Source organism: Niastella sp. OAS944 (genome assembly GCA_024809215.1).
In the GTDB taxonomy this organism is placed as follows: domain Bacteria; phylum Bacteroidota; class Bacteroidia; order Chitinophagales; family Chitinophagaceae; genus Niastella.
Genome location: JANUBW010000004.1, coordinates 292964 through 313657, shown reverse-complemented (window position 1 = coordinate 313657; position 20694 = coordinate 292964). Strand labels below are relative to the sequence as shown.

Here is a 20694-nt window from a genome sequence, read left to right as displayed (position 1 = left end):
TTTGTTTTGTATTAACTCGGTTGTAAAGTTGAAGTAACCTTTATTTCTGCGCCTTTATAAAGCCCACGCGCAAAATCAGCAGTGTTTGCATCCTGCATCGTGGTTTGCAGGTCGCTATCTGTAATGGTATTGTAAAGCGGGTTGCGGTAAATGAGTTTTACATCTATGGTGCGCCAGCCTCTTACTCTTGCCGGGTCTTTTTTCACTATGCCTTTACTTAATATGATTCCTTCGATAGCCGATTTAGCGGCGCCTGGCAGGGGTGGAGGTGTAAGCCCTTCTATATTCAGCAGCGTTTCATCAAAACGTTCTGAGCTAACAATAAGCTTTATGGTTTCCTGTTCTTCTTTCCAATTGTACCATTTTATATAGTCACTCAGGCTCACTGGCAAGGTGGTATCGGCCTCCTGGTTTAACTCTACAGAATCGCCGGCTGTTAATTGGTATACCGGTGGGTTCAGAAAACCGGTATAACAGGCAAAATCAGACGTAAAATGGGCGCAACAGATATACAGGTTCCTGCCGGTGTTGTTGGTAAGCTTCATTTTCAGCGTATTTGTATATTCACCATTCTGTTGTTGTACGTAACCAATCTCAAGTGTGTTGCCATTTAGTGTTGTATAGGGTGCATTACCAACGGCTGTTTCAATAGCGAGGGCATTGGCTGGTATATTGGTAATTTCATCTTCGTTCACCAATTGTTTCAGGCTTTCCCAGGCTGCAATGCTGTGTAAGCAAAAGGCAATTTTTTTAGCCAGATCGGTTTCGGTAGCGGCCAATGGTTCAAACAATGGGCGAAAGCGTTCGTTGGGTAACGTGAGATAGTATTTGTTGTTTAGAAAACGCAGCACATATTGGGCATTGGCTTCTTCATCTTCAGCTACTACCTGTTGATTGGCGCCGGTAAAAAGTTCCTGAAAGATGGTTTGCTGTATTTGCAGATCGGCACCGGTTGTATCAAAGTGTACCCGAATGGCTTTGGTGCCCAGCCCTTCCCAATTGGTAAAGTACACTTTGTTTTCGTCAAGCTTTTCACTGGTCATTATTTCACAATGATCGATCTTAATGGCCCCAATGGATGCTTTAATAATTTGAGTTGGATTAGCTGCTTCAAAAAGCTTCAGCGCCTGATCTTTTCTTATGCCATGAATGGCGCCCAGGTTCAGTTGCCATTCGCGCGCCATATTATAGGTTATTTCACCAAACACATTTTTGGCAACGCTGTAGGGTTTATTTAAAAAAGCAAGGTAGCGCGTATTGGTGTCGGGATTGCCATAATACACTGTGGGTTTTTGGTCGTATACGCCGCGCATATATTGCCTTAGCCTGCTGTTGAGGCTGTGGTACGAAAGATCGCCGCCCACACTTTTCAGTACACTTATTAAAACCTGCGTGAATACACTTTGCCGGTCTATTTCTACCGCCGATTCGTCCGACTCGCAGGCTGAGAATTGTACATGGCGGCCTTCGGGCAGCGTTGCAGCAACGCCATTACCAATAAGATCTTCTTTTTTAATGGCCGTATTGAAAAGAAATTGCTCCCAGGTCCTTTGCGGAAAGGTAAAAGTTACCTTTTTTTCAACTACGTTTTTAAATGCATTGGTCAACACCTTAGCGTTCTTCGTGTTCTCACCCGAATGACAGCAATCAAATATGGTAACTATGTGTGGGTTGTTGGCGCTCAGTTGTTTTATCAGCCATCTTAGTTCCTTATCGGCTAATAAGAAATCATTTTTCAACGTTTCGTCGTAATAGCAGGCAAGGCATTCAAGCCGCTTATCAGTTTCGGCGGGGAACAGCGCCGGATCGGCAAACTCCTGGGTGCCATGACCGCTGAAATAAAAGAAGGCTACATCGCCTTCGCGGGCCTGGCCCAGGTGTTGGGTAATGGCTTCGGCAATGGCGGTTTTGGTGGCCAGTTTGTTGTAAAGCGTTTTTATATGCGGTTCGTAGTAGGTGTCGGTTTGTAAATAAGCCTGTATTTTATCGGCGTCGGTAGTACAGGCAGAAAGTTTGGGAAAGAACACCGACTCGTTGCCCACCTTTAGATCTTCCCGGTAATCGGTGATGCCTACAAGAAGGGCATACAGCTTTTTTTTACTTTCAGGGGATGGCGAAAGCGAAGCGTTCATACAATTGGTATTGAATGGTTAAAGTAAGCGGAAGGGGCTTAAGGGGCGTGGCCCAAGTTCAGTGATTTAGTTAAAGAAAAAAAGGGTGAAAAGACGGTAATTGGATCATGGGTAAAGAGAATGAAAATTTGTTATATTATTGCGTATAGAATGAACCCTAACCCATGGAAAACAAATCACCTAACCTCATCATCTTCGATCTTGATGAAACCCTTATTCATGCTACCGACACAGCCCTGGATTATCCGCCGCATTTTACTTATGAAGATTACTACGTTTACGAACGCCCACTGCTGCGGCAGTTTCTTATAGACATTGCAAATCATTTTCAAATTGGCATCTGGAGCTCGGCCGGTGATATTTATGTGCAGGAAATTGTAAGTAAGATCTGGCCCGAAACCATTGAGCCGGTCATTGTTTGGGCAAATAGCAGATGCACGCCGCGGCGCGATGCCATGTATGATACCTATGTATATGAAAAGCGGCTCGATAAATTAAAGAAGAAAGGATTCAGGCTTGAGCAGATCCTTATCATCGACGACTCACCCGAAAAATCAAGGGCCAATTATGGTAATGCCATTTATATAAAAGAGTTCACAGGCGATGTAAACGACTGTGAACTCCGGCATTTATACAACTATCTGTTAACATTAAAAACAGTACAGAACGTAAGAACTATTGAAAAACGTGGCTGGCGAAATAGCTGATTACCACGCGTTTTTCAGACTGTCATTTGTACGTTCGGGAACAACCACATCGCCCTCGTTCCACTTAGGACTATACCAAATAAAAAACGAAAGCCATATTGTTCGCGACCATCGCATCAACAGGGGTTGTAGTGCTATTAAAATAAAAGCATTAGTACCCATCCACCAGAAAAAGCGGTTGTCTTGCAACGAAAAACCTATCAATACCCACCAGGCCACCAGGGTGGCAACGGTTACGGCTATTGCCAACCCATAACTAACGTAGCTGGTGCCATAATAAAAACCGGGTTCCATATCGGTTGTTTGTCCGCATACCTCGCACTTTTCATTCATCTTCAACATGCCATTCAGTTTGTACGGGTTGCTGTATTTAAAGAGTCTTCCTCTTCTGCAACGCGGACAGTTGTTGTGCAATACGCTAAGAATTACATTCGGTTTTGAGGTGTCATGTGTGATCATATAAAAATTATTGGGTCATCTTTTTTCTAAATGCTTCAGGTGTCATCCCAGTACTTTTTTTGAAGAATCGGGTAAAGTAGGAGTTGTCCTGGAAGTTCAGCTCGTACGAAATTTCACTAATGTCCATATCGGCATTGGTAAGAAAACGTTTTGCCTCCAGTAAGATGCGGTCGCGGATAAGCTCACCGGCACTTTTTCCAACAACATCGTTACATAAAGCATTTAAATAATTAGGCGTTATATACATCAGTTCGGCATATTCCTTTGGCAGCCGTAACAAGCGATAATGTTTTTCTATCAGTTGTTTGAACTGGTTAAGCGTGATCAATTTCTGCTGCGGAATGTTTTTCGTTTTTTCATTTACGCAACGGCGATCGATATGTATAAATAGTTCCAGTAACAACACCCGTATCATATCGAGATTGCGTTGGGTGTTATCCATTTCCTTTAATACAGCTTCCATAAGGCTCGTTACTTTATCGTGCAGGTCAACCGGTAAGTTGTAAACGCCGTTTTCGCTGTTGCCATTAAAGAACTGGAACTGCTGAATGTAGTCGGGTCGTTGCAAAAAAGTACTGAACAGCCCGGCGTTAAAATGAACCAGGTAACCTTCCATAGGGCTTTCAAAATGCCAGCTATGCACCTGGCCGGGCGCCATAAAATAGATCTGGTAAGGTTTTATTTTGAACTGACTAAAATCAATGGTGTGTGCGCCTTTTCCTTTAGTGAACAGCACCAGGTGATAAAATGTATGCCGGTGTGGTTTATGCAGGTTGGCGTAATGTTTATCCTGGTAAGTGGCCAGTCGTTCTACCATCAGGTCCTGGTGTACAGTACGGTCAATGGTGCATATTTCATATAAGGGGATGGTCTTTTTCATTTCGATAGTCAAAATTACAACGATCTGGTACCATAATAGTGGCAGAATTTACGGATTTAGTGGTACTATTTACTTCTGTTTGCTTTTTTATATGGGGTGCGTGTATTTTTCTCCCTGCTATGTTGAACAGCCGATGGTACGGTTTTTTCTGATTTATTTAAAATGAATAAAAACAATTAGTTATGCAATCAGTAGTGGACAATATTGCCGGGTACGCCTATGGTGCTAACGATTTGGCCACCTCACCGGTAACTATGAAGGACCTCGATGAGCTTAAGCAAACAATAACGCTCGATTCCGAAGATATGAGGTATTTACGAATGGCCGCCGAAGTGCTGGAAGATCAAACAGATTCGCTGGTGAATTTATGGCGGGGCGTCATTAGTACAATGCCACATCTTTCATATTACTTTAAAGATGCCAACGGAAACATCAATGAGGAGTATAAAGCTAAAGTGAAAGAACGCTTTAAGCAATGGATCATGGATGTGTGCACCAAACCATATGATCAGGACTGGTTGAATTACCAGTATGAAATTGGTTTACGCCACATGTATGTAAAGAAAAATGAAACCGATAAAGTGGAAGCGCCGCCGCATATTCCTATGCGATATGTAATAGCCTTTACGGCCGTGGTAAACGATACTGTAAAACCCTTTCTGGCTAAAAAAGGGCATAGCCTGGGGGTTATAGAAAAAATGCACAAAGCCTGGTGTAAAGCAGTATTGCTACACGTTACTTTATGGACGCGCGCTTATTGCACCGATGGCTGGTAACGGCGGCTTATTATAACGTTGATCATTACGATTAAAAAAGCGCTGTAAATGACCATAGGAAGTAATTGGTACCGCAATGTGATAGGCGCAGCATAAGTGCTGAAACAAAAAGTAATGATAAAGAACACACCGGCCAGTAACAGCGTTCGCAGTAAATCTGGTGAAAGGGCGTATTGCCTTCTCCTGATAAGAATAAAGGCCAGCGACCCGCAAAAGAAAATATTGACTAAAAAGAATAACCAGGGAACAGGTGACAGTATCTTGCCTTGAATAGTGGGATTGATGCTGCTCATCTTTTCGCTTTTATAGCGAAACCATTTTATTGCTGTAGAATCAACAGTCGTTCTCATTTCATTATACGACAACAGCGATTCAAGCGGCGGCACACAATATTCTTTGGTATTGGGCCACATAAAATAACGCGCATAGGCTATTGGATGCTGCAGTATCAATTGGTTGCCATATTGTAAAAACACGGGTGCTACGGCATGCCAGGCATCAAAATAACTCTTTATCTTCTTCTTTTCTTCTACTGCCCGCATGTATGCTTTTAACGGACTGATATCTCCCCACATATAATTTACCCTGGCATAAGGGTAGGGGAGTGCCGATGCCGGCACCGTGTCGAAATATTGCTTTACTAAATGATTTAAAGCTTTGCATTCGGGGGACAAAAAATCCTCATTCCGCACATGAATATAGGGGTACATATGCAACGCATTATTGGCTGCCACCCAGCCGCTGAAGGCTGAAAACACTGCTGTGCCGGTCTCTTTTTTTGTAACGGATTTTATGCGTTGATATTCTATAAATAAGGGAAGCACTGTAACGGTGATGCCTGTAAGTTTAAAAAGCCAACTGCGCCGGCTTAATAGTAAGGTGAGCAACGCAACGGCTGGTAAATATAAAGCGGCATAACGCAGGGAGAACATTATGAAAAGCAACCCGGCCAATGGCAACAGCTGTAACCACCGTGGTTTGTTAATTACCCATATAAGGGTAACGGTCCACATTAAACCAACACCGGCAAAAAGGGCATCACTGCTGATATAATTACCGATATATAAGTATAGCGGATTGAACAACAGAATGCCGAACAGCCAGTTGCCCGCTTTTTTAGGTAATGGGAAGAAATAACGCAGGGTAAAAAATAACATCAATGCCCCGGCCTGTATGGTAAAGTATTGTAAAAAAACAACTACGGTGTCTGATGAAGTTACTAAGTGAACAAGCTGCAGGAACCGGGAGTAACCTATGGGGCGCACACTCATGGAGTGATGCTTTGCTGCTGCATTTATATAAGTAAAGCTGTCGTTGAAATAATCAGCAAAGGGATAGCAAAGTTTGAATAGTATAAATTGAACAATGATTGCTGCGCCGGCTATATAGAAGTAGCGTTTATTCTGTGTAGATATAAGTCTTTTGAACCACAACGTTGAATTGTTCATAAAGGCTTAAAAGTAAGAATAAAGTTATTCAGTTGTTCAGTTATTCAGTTCGTAAGTTAGTTAACTCAATAACTTATGAACTGAATAACTTACGAACTATTTTAAGCGTTCAGCTCCTTCCCAAAAGGCAATTTTCTTATTCGTTTACCAGTAGCTGCAAAGATGGCATTACAAACCACCGCTGCAATAGGCGGCAGGGCCGGTTCGCCCAAACCGGTAGGTTTATCGTTGGTGGCCACAAATTGCACCTCCACATCGAGCGGTGCATCCTGTATGCGCATCATTTTATAGGTGTTGAAATTCTTTTGTTGAACCGTCCCTTTGTCGAACGTGAGCTCAGTATACCAGGCATGGGCCAGTCCATCAACAATAGCGCCCTGAACCTGGTTTTCGGCGCCGCTCAGGTTCACTACCTGTCCGCAGTTAACGGCGGCGTATACCTTATGCACTTTGGGTTTGCCATTTACGATGGAGATCTCGGCTACTTCGGCAACATAGGTGCTGAAAGAATAATAAGCGGCAAATCCTTTAAAACGGCCAGGCGTTTTCTTATCCCAGTTGCTCATTTGGCGCACCTGGTTTATTACTCCTTTGAATTTTTCAATATCATAGTTCACTTTGCCGGCGGCATTGTTTTTTGCGCGCTCCAGCAACTCGAGCCGGAAATCGATGGGGTCTTTTTTTAGTTCATGCGCAATTTCATCGAGAAAACTTTGCTCGGCAAAACCAACGGCATTATGTGTTGGGGCGCGCCAGGGGCCGGTTTGAATATTTGATTGCAGGCTATGGCCGTCAACACGGTAATTGGCCAATGCTCCGGCGGGAAAATTATCGACTGCTGCCGGGCGGCCACCCAGGGCCACTGCCGTAAGGTGCCAGCCATCGAGCTCGTTGTTGTTATTGATGGCGGCTTTGTATTTAAACATGCTATTGGGCCGGTAAAAATCGCCCTGCATATCATCTTCACGTGTCCATAACATTTGTATGGGCGCTTTGGCTGCGGCAGAGATCAATGCGGCTTCCACCACATTATCGCTGCGGAGTTTTCTGCCAAAACCACCGCCTTGCCGGGGCAAACCAAGTGTAATATTGGCTTCTGCTATTCCCAATGCTTTTGCCACATCGGTAATGGCCCGGCCAGGTACCTGGGTGGGGCCGTACAGGTCGGCCTTGCCATCACGTACATCGGCAAAAAAGTTGATGGGCTCCATGGGGGCATGGCTAAGCACAGGCACTTCGTAAATGCTCTCCAGTACTTTCTTTGCACTAGCCAACGCCTTTTCGGCATCGCCATCGTTGCGATCGGGCTTTTCGCTTTTTTGTTGGATCAGATTTTTAAAAGCGGCAATATGTTCGGTGGTGCTTTCGAGCTTGCCGGCATCTTCCCATTCTACTTTCAAAGCATCACGGCCCTTTTTCGCAGCCCAGGTATTGGTGGCCAAAACAGCCACTACCGTTTCTGTGCGAACGACGTTTTTGACGCCGGGTATTTTGCGGGCTTCGGTATCGTCGAATGATCTCAATTTCTTACCAAAAGCCGGTGGCCGCGATACCATGCAATAAAGCATGCCTTCGCGCCGGGTATCTATGCCGAATAATGGCTTGCCGGTAAGTATGTTCTTGTTGTCGATATTCTTAATGCGTTTCCCTATGATCTTGAAGTCTTTTGGGTCTTTTAGCGTAACGTTTTCGGGGACCGGCATGGAGGCCGATTTGGTCGACAGCTCGCCATAGCTAAGTTTTTTACCACTGGTTTTATGGATCACAAAACCATTTTCTGTAGCGCATTCCGCTTCGGGTACGCCCCAGGTTTGTGCAGCTGCGGCGATCAGCATTTGACGGGCCACCGCACCGGCTTTTCTTATAGGTTCATACCGGCCCTTTATAGCGCCACTACCGCCGGCCGACTGGTTACCATATTTTTCTTTATCAAAAGCGGCCTGGGTTATCACTACCTTATTCCAGTCAACATCCAGCTCTTCGGCCAGCAACATGGGTAATGAGGTTTTAATACCCTGCCCGATCTCAGGATTTGGCGCCATAAGCGTAATAATGCCGTTGGCATCTATTGACAAATACGCATTTGGCGCAAAAAGCGCCGCATTGGCCGCTGCTTCGGGTGCTACATTGGCCAGGAGTTCGAAGCCGAAGAGAACGCCGCCGCCGGCTAGTGAGGTGATTTTGAGAAAGTTTCTTCGTGATATATTGGTTGGTGCTTGTTTCATTGGTAATAGTTGACAGGTTGACAAGTTAACAGGTTGACAAGGCCTCTGCCGGATAATAACTACTTGCCAGCAGCTTTCTCCGCAGCTAAATGAACAGCCTTCCGAATTCTCACATACGTCCCACACCTGCATATATTACTCATGGCCGCATTAATATCCTCATCGGTAGGGTTGGGCTTTCTTTTTAAAAGGGCTGTAGCCGCCATAACCTGTCCGCTTTGACAATAGCCGCATTGAGCAACGTCCATTTCATCCCATGCCTGTTGCACCGGATGGTCGCCGTTCTCGCTTAAGCCTTCAATAGTGGTAATTTTGTTGGTGCCTACCGCAGAAACGGGATAGGAGCAGGAGCGGATGGCATTATCGTTCATCAGTACAGTACAGGCGCCGCATTGTGCAATACCACAACCAAACTTGGTGCCTACCAGGTTCAGTTCATCGCGTAAAACCCATAAAAGTGGAGTATCTGGCAAAACATCAACAGTTCTTTTTTGATTGTTGACGGTGATTGTATAGCTAGCCATGATATTGGTTTTGATAAAATTAGTGAAATCAAGGCTATATGACGACAGAATGTGAAGGATGGTTGTTCTCTTGCCGAAAAATGATAGTAGAAGTGAATCCGGAGTTAATTAAGGTTAATTTTTTATATAAAAGTTCATAGTTCACAGTTCACCGTTTACAGGAAATACATATAGCTTCGTTGAACTGTGAACTAAGAACTATGAACTGTGAACTGAAAACTAAGCTTCAGCTAATTCTTTAACCTTTTGCAAAGCCCTGGGAAATGTGTCAACAAAATACTCCTTATGGTTTTCATCAATGTCAATCTCAACTTCCAATTCGGTTTTTCCCTGCGCTTCTTTTAAAGTATAGTTTTCATGCGCACCGGCCCAGGCTTTAACTTCATCACTGGTAGTATCTTCTACACCGTCTTTAACCATACCCAGGTGTAAAAAGCTCATAAATTCATTGGGAACTGATTCGTCGATCTTTGAAACCATACCCGAGCCTTTACCATCTGTGAACAATACTTTGCTGCCCTTTTTCCAATCGGTAATGGCTTGTGAACCTTCAGCAAATGGTGCTGTCCATGTAGGATATGAATCATCTGCCCACAGAACATTCCAAACTTTTTCACGCGGTGCATCGATGGCAATTTTAAACGTTTGCTTTTCCATGAGTGTTCGATTTTCTTTATTTAAAATTTGGGTTTGCTTTTGGCCGGGTATAAAGTTCATGCAAATTTTAAACCTGCACGGGGTGTGGTTGAGACAAATCCGGGGGGTGATTGCGACACGTGTGAGAAAATAAAAAATGCGTCCTTTTGAGGGGACGCACTAGGTTGAATTGCACGCTTTCTATCTAAATAGTTGCATCCTGAATAATGGCATTCGGTGCATTGGTCCTTACAGACATGATGCCATTATTACGGCCGCTTTCATTTTCGTATAATTCGCTGAAGCCAATGGTTTGGCCGTTAGCTGCTTCCAGGGTGAAATACAGTTTCCCGTTGGAAGCTATTTTGCGATCGTATTTGTTTTCATCTGCCGCATTGCGTTTAACCGAATCAATACCATTCTGGCAATTTGATTTTGTTGAATAGCCTTCGCTGTTGAGAATGGTTTCGCCATTACCGGCTTTTAAACTAAACTGAAACTCACCATTTATGCGTTTTGTAATTATAAATTTCCCCATAACATCAAGGTTTTTGGTTATTAATGTGACTGAGTTAATGGTATAATGAACTAACTATAACGTATACCATAAAAATAATCATATTGTTGATACGCGATGCATGTTTGATCATGTTGTGCGAAGTTTTGATTATGATCAATGCTTCATTTATACACAATGCTAAAGGCCGCTGGTAATAGCTTACATAAATAGTTTTTGAAAGGTGTAACTAATACGGTAACTTAGTGGTATCTCTTTCCGCTCTCGCCTCAAATCTTTGCCTTCATTTACAGGCACAATTACAATTTGTATCCTATCACTTCTTGTATTGATCTTATATCTGCTTTCTGGGAAATCTATTAATAATTTTAAAACTTAAAATTATGTCATTCAATCTCATAGATTCAGTAAGGGGTCTTTTGGGAGCTGACCTGGTTCCCAAAGCCAGTACCCAGTTGCATGAAGATGAATCCAGGGTGCAACGGGCTATGTCGGGCATTGTTCCTGCGGTGCTTTCGGGAATTATTCAAAAAGCCGACTCGGGCGATGCCGGCCGGGTACTTGCCATGGCAAAAGATACGGCCAATAGCGGTACCTTCTCAAGCCTCAGTAATTTTTTCGGTAACAATAGTTTACTTGAACGAGGCACCGATCTGTTAAAAGGCATCTTTGGCGGCCGCATGAATGATGTTGTAAATTTGATATCTAATTTTGCTGGTATAAAATCTTCCTCAGCCGCTTCGCTTATGAGTATCACTGCGCCGGCTGCTTTAGGTGCTATAGGTGTTCAGGCTACATCAACTAATATGGATGAACGCTCTTTGGTTTCTTTTCTCGATAATCAAAAAGATACAGTTATGCATGCAATGCCTTCCGGACTTAATCTCGCAGGTATAATGGGATTAAGCAGTGTTGGTAATATGGCCCACAGGCATTCAAATGTAATATCAGGGGTTACTGAACAGGTAAGGGGCTCGCATAATGCAGGTAGAAAAAAAAGCTCCACCTGGGTAATGCCTGTAGTAGTGATCTTAGCCGCACTAGGACTGGTATGGTATTTTTCGAACCTTAAGAACAACAGGATTGAAAGGGATACTACCATGGCTGCTCCAACAGAACCCGGGCGAATTGCTGCTTCGCCAACAGCCCCTGGAACTGTAAAAGTAAAATTGCCCAATGGTGTTGAATTAAATGCCTATAGAAACGGTATAGAAGACCAATTGGTTAGCTTTCTGAATGATCCTGCACGAAAGGTTGATAATAATACCTGGTTCGATTTTGATAAACTGAACTTTGAAACCGGTAGCTCTATGATAACTCCTGAAAGCATGCCGCAAATAAGGAATATTGCCGCTATTTTAAAAGCATTCCCCAATGCCAGTATTAAAATAGGCGGATATACCGATAAAACCGGCAATGAACCGGCCAACCTGAAATTATCTCAAGCAAGAGCAGATGCAGTTGTTGCTGAGTTAAGAAGTAACGGTATTAGTAACGCGCAATTAGCCGGCGCCGAAGGCTATGGCTCTAAATATGCAAAAGCAGGTGCCAATGCTTCAGATGAACAAAGAAAAATGGATAGAAGAATTTCGGTAAGTGTAAGAAAGAAATAATATCAATTGGCAATAGATTAACGTGAAACGTGAAACGGCAAACGTGAAAGTCTTATTCCCGGCACTCGCGTTAGCAACGCGGCAACCGGCGGCGCAAGATCGTAAACAAATCTCAAAATTCGCGAGCCTTTCACGTTTCACGTTTGCCGTTTTACGATTCGTGCGCCCTTCATAATTCATGATTGTCTATTAAATCTTACTATTCCTGTATTGATTGGGACTCATACCCATTAGCTTTGTAAATAATCTCGAAAAATAATAAGGGTCTTCAATGCCCAGCTTATCGGCTATTTCCTTTACACGTAGTTCGGTAAAATGTAAATACTGGCAGGCCAGCTGTATCTTCAGGTGATTGAAATATTCTATGGGCGCAAATCCCGTCTTTTTACGAAAAAGCGCAGAGTAGTGCGATGCTGAAAAGTTTACCGAGCGGGCTATTTCTTCCAGTGACAAAACCTGTGCAATATGTTGCTGCATAAAACTGATGCTCATTTCAACCGGGTCATCGGCATGTGTTTTTTCATGCAGGTTAAACTGATCATCGTACAGGAATGATGAAAAGAAATGATACAAACATAAATTGGCATAGCATAAGTTATCGTTACCGTACCCGCGCTCCAGGCAGGCGTACATATCATCAAAAAGATCGAGCCGCTTTTGTTTAAAAGCCACCCGGGCGCTAAAGCCATTGATCTTTTGCTTCAGTGTTTCAACCATCTTTTTTGATACTGATCCTGTAAAATGGATCCAGTAAATAGTCCAGCTATCTTCTTCGGCCGATGCGTAGCTGTGCGCAACACCGGCGGGAATGATGATGAACGAACCCGGTTGCAGAATATAATTGTTTTTTTGCACCTGGGCCTTACCCTTTCCTTCGAGACAGTAGATAAGTATATGCTGATCGCTGCCATGTGTGCGCTGGCGGTAATGGTATTTTGCCTTGGGATAATAGCCAATATCGGTAATATACATACCCGATGCAATGGAATTGCTATTACTGAACTCAGTAATGATCTTCCTTGGCAGCACTATTGATTTTTGACCCTGAAAGCCTTCTCTTTTTTTAAGTACAGGCATGGCAAGCTGATTGTATGATTTGTCGTTAAATATAATTGATTATTGATAGCTGGGAAAATAACATTGTCCATCATTTCAATAAAAAACTCTATTTTCCTGCAAGTGGCTATCCGGCATATTTGTACATTATTTCATATAAGTTCACAATGCTGCCATCATGAAAAAAAGGTTCTGCTTAATATGCTTTGTCCTTATTAATATAATATCACTTAAGGCCCAAACCTTAAGAAATACGGTTGTTTTGAATGGGAATTGGCGTTTTATTACCGATTCAACGAATGCAGGTGTGGCTAAACAATGGTCAAAGGGATTGCCGGGGGCTGCAGTGAACGTTCAGGTGCCCCATACCTGGAATGTTATGAAAGGGCTTGAAGATTATATTGGCCTGGCCTGGTATGAAAAAGAATTTACCGTGCCTGCACAATACCGCAATAAGCAGTTGCGATTGAAGTTTGAAGCAATCTATCATGATGCAATTATTTTCCTCAATGGTGTACAACTGGCAACACATACCAATGCCGGCTATACGACATTTTATGTAGATATTACCAAGGAGGCAAAGGCGGCATCGGCTAATAAACTGGTGATCGCTGTAAATAACAACTTCTCCGATTCGAATTTGCCATATAAGAAAAAGTTCGATTGGTGTGCCGATGGCGGCATTATTCGCGGTGTTCATTTGCAGGTTACCGGCAAACCTTCCATAAAGTATGTGCATATTACACCCGATATTAATTTGACCGATTCAACTGCAAAAGCTGCCATTAACCTGAAACTATGGGAAGATGATATTACAGCAGTACAGGCGGTTGTTCGCATCAATGAAAAGAGATCGGGTAAGAACCTGTTCAATCAAAAGCTGGCATTGTCTAAGTCTGGTAATGAGTTTATAGGTGCTGTTGACATAGGGAAGGTGCATCTGTGGCATTTCAATGATCCGTTCTTATACCAGGTACAGGTAACACTTCAAAACAATACACAACCTACCGACCAGGTTACGCAAACCTTTGGTTGCCGCAAAATAGAATTGCGCGGCCCGCAGTTATTCCTCAATGGCGAAGCGGTTCGCCTGCCGGGGCTCGAATACATGCCTTCGAGCCACCCGCAGTATGGCAGCGCCGAACCACGTTGGGTGATGGATTCTGTGGCTAATATGATGAAGGACCTTAACGTAACCATCAGCCGTTTTCACTGGCAGGTTGATGAATATATGCTCGATCAGTTTGATGAGAAGGGCATCTTGCTACAGGCGGAGATCCCCTGGTGGCAACAACCCGATAAGCTTTCGCCAAAACTGGAAGAAGTGGCCCGAAAGCAGTTCACAGAAATGATAGAACGTGATTATAACCATCCCTGCATTTTTGCCTGGGGTATAAGTAATGAAGTACATGGTAATAACCGCGATCCAAACCAGTACCGCGCTTTAAAGCAGTTTGTAAAAGGGCTCGATAGTGTGCGCATGGCAAATGTAGTGTCGAACGAAACCTTCAGACGTAAACAAAACGATGAATCATTTATTGGCGATCTGCCTACCTGGAATGAATACATTGGCACCTGGTTTGGAAAACAAACCAATGAACTGCCGGCCTATTTTGCCGAAGTAGAAAGCGCTATGGGCAACCGGCCGTTGCTGATTACAGAGAACGGATTGTGTGAGCCCCGCTTTGCCGGTGGCGATCTGCGACGCATCGATGATATGATCTATCATTATAATGAATGGGCCAAACGCAAATACATTGCCGGCTGTATATATTTCTGTTTGAACGATTATCGTACACATATGGGTGAAGACGGATCGGCTAACTACAAGGCCCGTATTCATGGTATTACCGATATGTATTTTAACAGGAAGTCATCGTATTATGTATTTAAACAACTGGCTTCGCCCATTCTTATCACCAATGTAAAAAAGCTGAGCGAAACAACGGTACAGGTAACCATTCAGAATAAAGACCAGTTGCCTTCGTATATTGTTCGTGATTTTATGGTTACCTGGCCAAATGGTAAGAATAAGATGTTGCAGCAAAAATTACCAACGTTAAAACCAGGCGAAACATTCATCTTTACATTGGAGGATATGAACGCCCGTGCCGGTTTTGATATTTGTACCCCGGCTGGTTATCGTGTTATCAGTTATCCTTTTGTACATTAATAAACATGCACCAATTAACTGTCTGCTATGACCCAACATAAATTTAATTCAGGTTACATAATAGCTATTTCATTTATTTCTGCATTGGGTGGGTACTTGTTTGGGTTCGATTTTGCGGTGATCTCCGGTGCGTTGCCTTTCCTGAAGACCACATTTGGTTTAACGCCCTGGTGGGAAGGTTTTCTTACCGGCTCACTGGCGCTGGGTTGTATTGCGGGTTGTCTTATTGCGGGTGCGCTGGCCGAAAGGTTTGGCCGCAGGCCGGGGTTAATGACCGCTGCCATTGTATTTGCATTATCTTCAATAGGTATGGCTTTATCGGGTTCGTTGGCTGTTTTCATTGCCATGCGATTTGCCGCCGGTATTGGCGTTGGTATGGCTTCTATGTTAAGCCCCATGTATATTGCTGAAGTGTCGCCGGCTTCAGTGCGTGGCCGCAATGTGGCCATCAATCAACTTACCATTGTTATAGGTATTCTCATTACCAACCTGGTGAATTATATGCTGGCCGATAATGGTGCCGATGCCTGGCGTTGGATGTTTGGCCTGGGCGCCGTGCCTTCCTTATTGTTTTTATTGGGTGTTTTGTGGTTGCCCGAAAGCCCGCGTTGGTTAATGCAGGTTAACCAGCACGAACGGGCCAGGCGCATCCTTGCCAAAATAGGGGATGCAGGTTTTGCCGAACATACGGTGGATGACATAAAAAGATCGATAAACAGCGCGAAACAAAATGCCGGCTCTTTCAGCGTATGGGCGCCGGCGGTACGTGGCGCCGTGGTAGTGGGCATTTTGCTGGCGGTGTTCCAGCAGTTCTGTGGTATTAATGTAGTGTTCAATTATACGTCTACCATTTTTGAATCGGTGGGCGCTTCGCTCAATCAACAATTGTTTGAAACGGTTTCTATTGGCGCCGTAAACCTGGTGTTTACGGTCATTGCCATGTGGCAGGTTGATAAGCTGGGCCGCAAACCGTTGATGCTGGCCGGCGCAGCGGGCTTATCGGTCATATATGTGGTGTTGGCTTTGTTGTTAAAGAACCAGGCCGCAGCTTCATTGGTATCTGTATTTGTGCTTATAGCTATTGCGTTGTATGCTACTTCGCTGGCGCCGGTAACCTGGGTATTGATAGCTGAAATATTTCCCAATCATATTCGTGCCCGCGCCACTACCGTGGCTGTGGTTGCATTATGGGCCGCTTATTTTGTGTTGGTGTTCACCTTCCCCGTGCTGGCGCAAACACTCGGCGCTTATGGACCATTCTATATGTACGCCGGTATTTGTGTGTTAGGGTTTTTGTTTGTGCGCAGTCGGGTAGTAGAAACGAAAGGGAAGACGTTGGAAGAAATTGATATGATGAGGCATTAAAATATTTGTGGTTTGTGGTCTATGGTTTGTTGTTGCTGCCGCGCTTTTCGGAAGGCTGCATTTCTATCGGCCTTCCTGAATTTAATGAACCACAAACAACAAACCATAAACCACAAACTTTTTATATCTAACTAAACAGATACTTAATATCATCTTCCGTCAACGACTTCACAAACCCTTCATCTTCCGAGATCAATTCTTCAGCCAATTGTTTCTTACGTTGTTGCAGTGAAATGATCTTTTCTTCAATAGTATCTTTACAGATCATTTTATAGGCAAATATATTCTTGGTTTGGCCAATACGGTGCGTACGGTCAATGGCCTGTTGTTGAACCGCGGTATTCCACCAGGGATCGAACAGGAACACATAACCTGCAGCGGTAAGGTTCAAACCGGCATTACCGGCTTTCAGGCTAATTAAAAATACATTGTGAGTATTACCTTCTTCCTGGAAGCGGTTTACCATCTCCTGCCGTTTTTCGGGCGGGGTTGAACCATCTAAATGATAATATGCTATGCCTTCTTCTTTACATTTTTCAGCAAGCAGGTTCAGCATGGTAGTGAATTGCGAGAACACCAGTACCTTTTGGTCTTTCAGGTTGTTTTGCAATTCATTCATCAGCAGATCGGTCTTAACCGAATCATTACAGGTTTGTTCCTCGTTGGGTAGTAAAAGCGGCGAGTTACAGATCTGACGCAGTTTTAACATGCCCGCCAATACGGCCAGTTTGCTTTTGCCAAGTCCTTCGTTCTCTATATTCAGGAACACGCTTTGGCGAATGCTGTCTTTCACTTCATCGTACAAACGCTTTTGTGCATCGCTCATGTTACACCACATCACCATTTCGGTTTTTTCGGGCAGGTCGCCTGCAACCTGTTCCTTGGTGCGGCGCAGTACGAACGGGGCTGTAATGCGTTGCAGGGTCTTTATCTTATCAGCATCGCGATGCGTATCGATGGCATCGGCATATTCCCTTCTGAAAAACTCCCTGCTGCCAAAGATGCCTGGTAACAGGAAATTCATTTGGGCATACAGATCGAACGTATTGTTCATTACAGGTGTGCCACTGAGGGCTACACGGAAATTAGATTGTAAACGTTCAACGGCCTTAGTGATCTGTGCAGCCGGATTTTTAATATTATGGCTTTCATCGAGCACAATAGTACCAAAACCAATAAGGCACATTTCTTCAATATCCTGCCGCACGGTGCCATAGCTGGTAATGATCACCTGGTAATCGCCGGTAGCGGCCTCCTGTATACTGCGGCCGCCGCCATGATAAATAAGCACTTTTACATGTGCCGCAAACTTTGCAAGCTCCTGCGACCAGTTGTATATAAGTGATGAGGGCGCCACGATCAAATGGCGTTGTGTTGCTTTTTGTGCAAGCTGGTGGGTAAGCACACTAATTGTTTGCAGGGTTTTACCCAAACCCATATCATCGGCCAAACAAGCGCCGGCGCCTGCTTCGGCCAACAGCAACATCCATTCAAAACCTTTTTGCTGGTAGGGGCGTAGTTTGGCCTTAATGGTTGATGGTACTTCGTATACCGTTTCACCATCTTTTTGCCATTGCTGCCATTTCTCCAGCCAGGTATCGTGCAACACCGGTTTCAATACCTCGGTGCCATCCGATGTTTTTTCTTCGCTAAATGCCAGCCAGCGTGGCACCTGTATTTCCTGGTCTTTTATCTTACCATGGCGAACGATGGTGCCATAAGCATGCAACCAGTCTTCATGTAAAATACCCAGTGAACCATCCTGTAATAGTATGGCCCGCTGGCCTGCCAGAATGATCTTTTGCACTTCAACAAGTGCTACCTGCTCCTCACCAAATGAGATCGTCATATGCAACACCAGCGCATCGGTAGCTTCCTGTTTTATGGTAACCCCGGTTGTTATCTTATGCTGCGAATAGCGGAAGTGTTGCAGCATATCCATACCTATTACCTGAATGTTCAGGTCGAGCAGTTTGTGATATACTTTAAGGAACCATTGCTTTTTCTGCGCTTCCTCAAAGGAGAGATAATAATAACCGTTCAGCTGTTTTTCAAAATTGGGGTGTAACCCTTCCAGTAGTTGCCACAGGTCTTTCTCCGCCTGCTGATCGCGATAAATGGCGTAGGATTGTCCATTGCGTGTGATCTCGTAGGTTTCTTTCCAGGGGCCTTCGGTTATAAAACCATCGTATTCCCATTGGGGCGTTAACACCAGGAACGACTGACTGATCTCGCTCAGCATAACCCGGTTCACCGGTTTTTCCCTGATCTCGTGTTTTTGGAACAGGTTGTTGCGGTTTACGGTATAGTCTGAAGATTCGAGTTTCGACAGTACGATCTCTGAAAACTCCTGTGGTTGCAGGCTGTATTGTTGTGGATCGTTTTCCAGCAGCCATTCCAGCGTTTGATAATCTTTATAAGAAAGAATAAAGTATTCACCATTGCTTATTAATAAGAACTGAAAGCGGGTGAATTGATCGAGGCCATAAGGGGTACCGTTTATAGAAATAACGGTATTAAGCTGAAGGGCGTTCCCGTTTTTAGTGACCTCAAACTGCAACTGCGGTTTAAAAGTGCTGAAGCTGCCGGGCGCTGTTTTGAAATTCCCTTTTTCGCCGGGGACCTTATGATACCATTTTACCAGTGCGGCAAAAGGTTTCATTCTTTCCATATGCTCGTGCAAGCGGCGGCTGATGGCGGTTTTTGAATATACTTCGTACGAAACCCCTGCGCGTTGCAGGGTATATTTTTTTTGGATCTCCTCTTTTAAAAGGATAATGCGTTCTTTACTGAACGACAAAAGCGCATCCCGCACCTCTTTGGGCAGTTTGGGATAATTCTTATTGAGCTCAGTGCTGTTAAGCTCCGAGTTCACATATTTGGGAATGCCTTTTTCCTTGGTGATCTGTAAACATTCCAACAGGTTATGATCTGACAACAAACGATGGGGCTGTAACAATAACACATTTTTCTGATCGCTTTTTGTAGATATCATTTGCCAAATATTACTTTATAGGGTAATTGGCAAAAATATGCGGGTGGGAGGGAAATGTAAACAGGATTTTTGCACAGATGGGGAAAATTTGCAAACAGTTAAAGGTCACCGGTTTCCGGTTCCCGGTCACCAGGCCCGGTAACTGGTACCCGGAAACAGGTAACTAAGTAGAACTACGAACGATAAGCTCCGTAGGAAGTATTTTTTTCTCAAACGAAGTAACCGGCCTTTTGCTCTCCACCTGCTGTATCAAAAGTTCAGTCGCCATTCTACCCATTTCAAAGGCATTTTGTCGTACCGTCGTTAATGGCGGGTTGAACAATTCAGGTGCGGTGAAGTTGCTGAACCCAGCAACGGCAATTGCGTCAGGGATCGCCAGCCCTTTTTTCTGTATTAACGAATAACTGCCAATGGTGATGCGGTCACTGGCAGTGAGCAATGCATCGGGCGGTTCAGGTAATTGCAGGAGATTGTTGAGTGCGGAGTCAATTTCATCTATGATCATGCCGCCATGCGGGCAGTACTGAATATACTCATCGTGAACCGGCATGTTGAATTCTGTCAGTGCCTTTTTGTAACCTTCCAACCGTTCCTGTGATATTGATAAATAAGGCGTGCTGGTAATAGTGGCAATACGTTTATAACCGCGTTCTATTAAATGACGGGTAGCTGCATAAGCGCCGCCGATATTATCGGTAATTACCTGGTGCGAAGGAATTTCATTGGTAACCCGGTCGAAGAAAACCATGGGTAAACGCTGTTCATGTAATTCCTGAAAGTGGCTTACGTCTTTTGTTTCGGTCGATAAAGAGATCAATAACCCATCAACCGATCGCCAGGTAAGGTTCTCCAGGTTCTTTACTTCGCGTTCGTACGATTCTAAATTCTGGGTTATGATGAGCAGGTAATCTTTACTATAAGCAACGGATTCAATACCGCTGATCACTTCCGCAAAAAAGCTATTGGGAATACTGCACAGCACAACGCCAATGCAGCGGCTTTTTTGGTTCTTCAGGCTTTGCGCCATCAGGTTGGGCCGGTAATGATGTGCTTCGGCATATTCCTTAACCAGTTGCTGGGTAGCTTCACTGATCTTATAACTACTCTTCAGCGCCCGCGAAACGGTAGAGTAAGAAAGGTTCAGCGCCTTTGCAATATCTTTTATGGTAATGTTTTCACTCTTCATAG

Annotated in this window: 16 protein-coding genes; 5 read left to right on the top strand and 11 right to left on the bottom strand. The window is 44.1% G+C overall.

Annotated features, from left to right (window positions below):
- Positions 1 to 11 precede the first annotated feature (11 nt).
- A complete protein-coding gene (locus GGD38_RS19630; protein ID WP_375302091.1) occupies positions 12 to 2132 on the bottom strand; it encodes a caspase domain-containing protein in 2121 nt (706 codons plus the stop codon).
- Positions 2133 to 2296: 164 nt separating this feature from the next.
- On the opposite strand from GGD38_RS19630, the gene GGD38_RS19625 reads away from it, so the two are divergent.
- Positions 2297 to 2839 carry an NIF family HAD-type phosphatase gene (locus GGD38_RS19625; RefSeq protein WP_375302090.1) on the top strand — a complete coding sequence of 181 codons (543 nt, stop codon included), beginning with the start codon at positions 2297 to 2299 and terminating at the stop codon, positions 2837 to 2839.
- Here GGD38_RS19625 and GGD38_RS19620 read toward each other — a convergent pair whose 3' ends face one another.
- On the bottom strand, positions 2840 to 3298 hold the full coding sequence (locus GGD38_RS19620) for a DUF983 domain-containing protein (RefSeq protein ID WP_375302089.1): 459 nt from the start codon (positions 3296 to 3298) through the stop codon (positions 2840 to 2842).
- A gap of 7 nt (positions 3299 to 3305) precedes the next feature.
- A complete protein-coding gene (locus tag GGD38_RS19615; protein ID WP_375302088.1) occupies positions 3306 to 4178 on the bottom strand; it encodes a helix-turn-helix domain-containing protein in 873 nt (290 codons plus the stop codon).
- A gap of 182 nt (positions 4179 to 4360) precedes the next feature.
- Here GGD38_RS19615 and GGD38_RS19610 point away from each other — a divergent pair, with 182 nt between their 5' ends.
- Positions 4361 to 4954, top strand: a complete 594-nt coding sequence (locus GGD38_RS19610; protein WP_375302087.1) for a protoglobin domain-containing protein — start codon at positions 4361 to 4363, stop codon at positions 4952 to 4954.
- Here GGD38_RS19610 and GGD38_RS19605 read toward each other — a convergent pair.
- The 5 genes from GGD38_RS19605 to GGD38_RS19585 form a co-directional block, all read right to left on the bottom strand.
- Positions 4933 to 6402: a hypothetical protein gene (locus tag GGD38_RS19605; protein ID WP_375302086.1), complete on the bottom strand. Its 1470-nt coding sequence runs from the start codon at positions 6400 to 6402 to the stop codon at positions 4933 to 4935. The two genes, GGD38_RS19610 and GGD38_RS19605, sit on opposite strands and share 22 nt — an antisense overlap.
- Before the next feature lie 101 nt (positions 6403 to 6503).
- A complete protein-coding gene (locus GGD38_RS19600; RefSeq protein WP_375302085.1) occupies positions 6504 to 8627 on the bottom strand; it encodes a molybdopterin cofactor-binding domain-containing protein in 2124 nt (707 codons plus the stop codon).
- A 59-nt stretch (positions 8628 to 8686) separates the two neighbouring features.
- Complete coding sequence (locus GGD38_RS19595) at positions 8687 to 9151, bottom strand: (2Fe-2S)-binding protein (protein ID WP_375302084.1); 465 nt, start codon at positions 9149 to 9151, stop codon at positions 8687 to 8689.
- A gap of 219 nt (positions 9152 to 9370) precedes the next feature.
- Positions 9371 to 9808: an SRPBCC domain-containing protein gene (locus tag GGD38_RS19590; protein WP_375302083.1), complete on the bottom strand. Its 438-nt coding sequence runs from the start codon at positions 9806 to 9808 to the stop codon at positions 9371 to 9373.
- Positions 9809 to 9992: 184 nt separating this feature from the next.
- Entirely contained in the window at positions 9993 to 10325 is a 333-nt protein-coding gene (locus GGD38_RS19585) for a YegP family protein (protein WP_375302082.1), read from the bottom strand.
- Positions 10326 to 10687: 362 nt separating this feature from the next.
- Here GGD38_RS19585 and GGD38_RS19580 point away from each other — a divergent pair, with 362 nt between their 5' ends.
- Complete coding sequence (locus tag GGD38_RS19580) at positions 10688 to 11917, top strand: OmpA family protein (RefSeq protein WP_375302081.1); 1230 nt, start codon at positions 10688 to 10690, stop codon at positions 11915 to 11917.
- Between the two features lie 189 nt (positions 11918 to 12106).
- Here GGD38_RS19580 and GGD38_RS19575 read toward each other — a convergent pair whose 3' ends face one another.
- Positions 12107 to 12994, bottom strand: a complete 888-nt coding sequence (locus GGD38_RS19575) for an AraC family transcriptional regulator (protein WP_375302080.1) — start codon at positions 12992 to 12994, stop codon at positions 12107 to 12109.
- 241 nt (positions 12995 to 13235) lie between these two features.
- Here GGD38_RS19575 and GGD38_RS19570 point away from each other — a divergent pair, with 241 nt between their 5' ends.
- Complete coding sequence (locus GGD38_RS19570; RefSeq protein WP_375302079.1) at positions 13236 to 15146, top strand: glycoside hydrolase family 2 protein; 1911 nt, start codon at positions 13236 to 13238, stop codon at positions 15144 to 15146.
- Positions 15147 to 15173: 27 nt separating this feature from the next.
- Positions 15174 to 16511 (top strand): sugar porter family MFS transporter, encoded by a 1338-nt coding sequence (locus tag GGD38_RS19565; protein ID WP_375302078.1) that lies wholly within the window; start codon positions 15174 to 15176, stop codon positions 16509 to 16511.
- Positions 16512 to 16638: 127 nt separating this feature from the next.
- Here GGD38_RS19565 and GGD38_RS19560 read toward each other — a convergent pair whose 3' ends face one another.
- Both GGD38_RS19560 and GGD38_RS19555 read right to left on the bottom strand, forming a co-directional pair.
- Complete coding sequence (locus tag GGD38_RS19560; protein ID WP_375302077.1) at positions 16639 to 19506, bottom strand: DEAD/DEAH box helicase; 2868 nt, start codon at positions 19504 to 19506, stop codon at positions 16639 to 16641.
- Between the two features lie 163 nt (positions 19507 to 19669).
- A complete protein-coding gene (locus GGD38_RS19555) occupies positions 19670 to 20692 on the bottom strand; it encodes a LacI family DNA-binding transcriptional regulator (RefSeq protein WP_375302076.1) in 1023 nt (340 codons plus the stop codon).
- Positions 20693 to 20694: the final 2 nt, after the last annotated feature.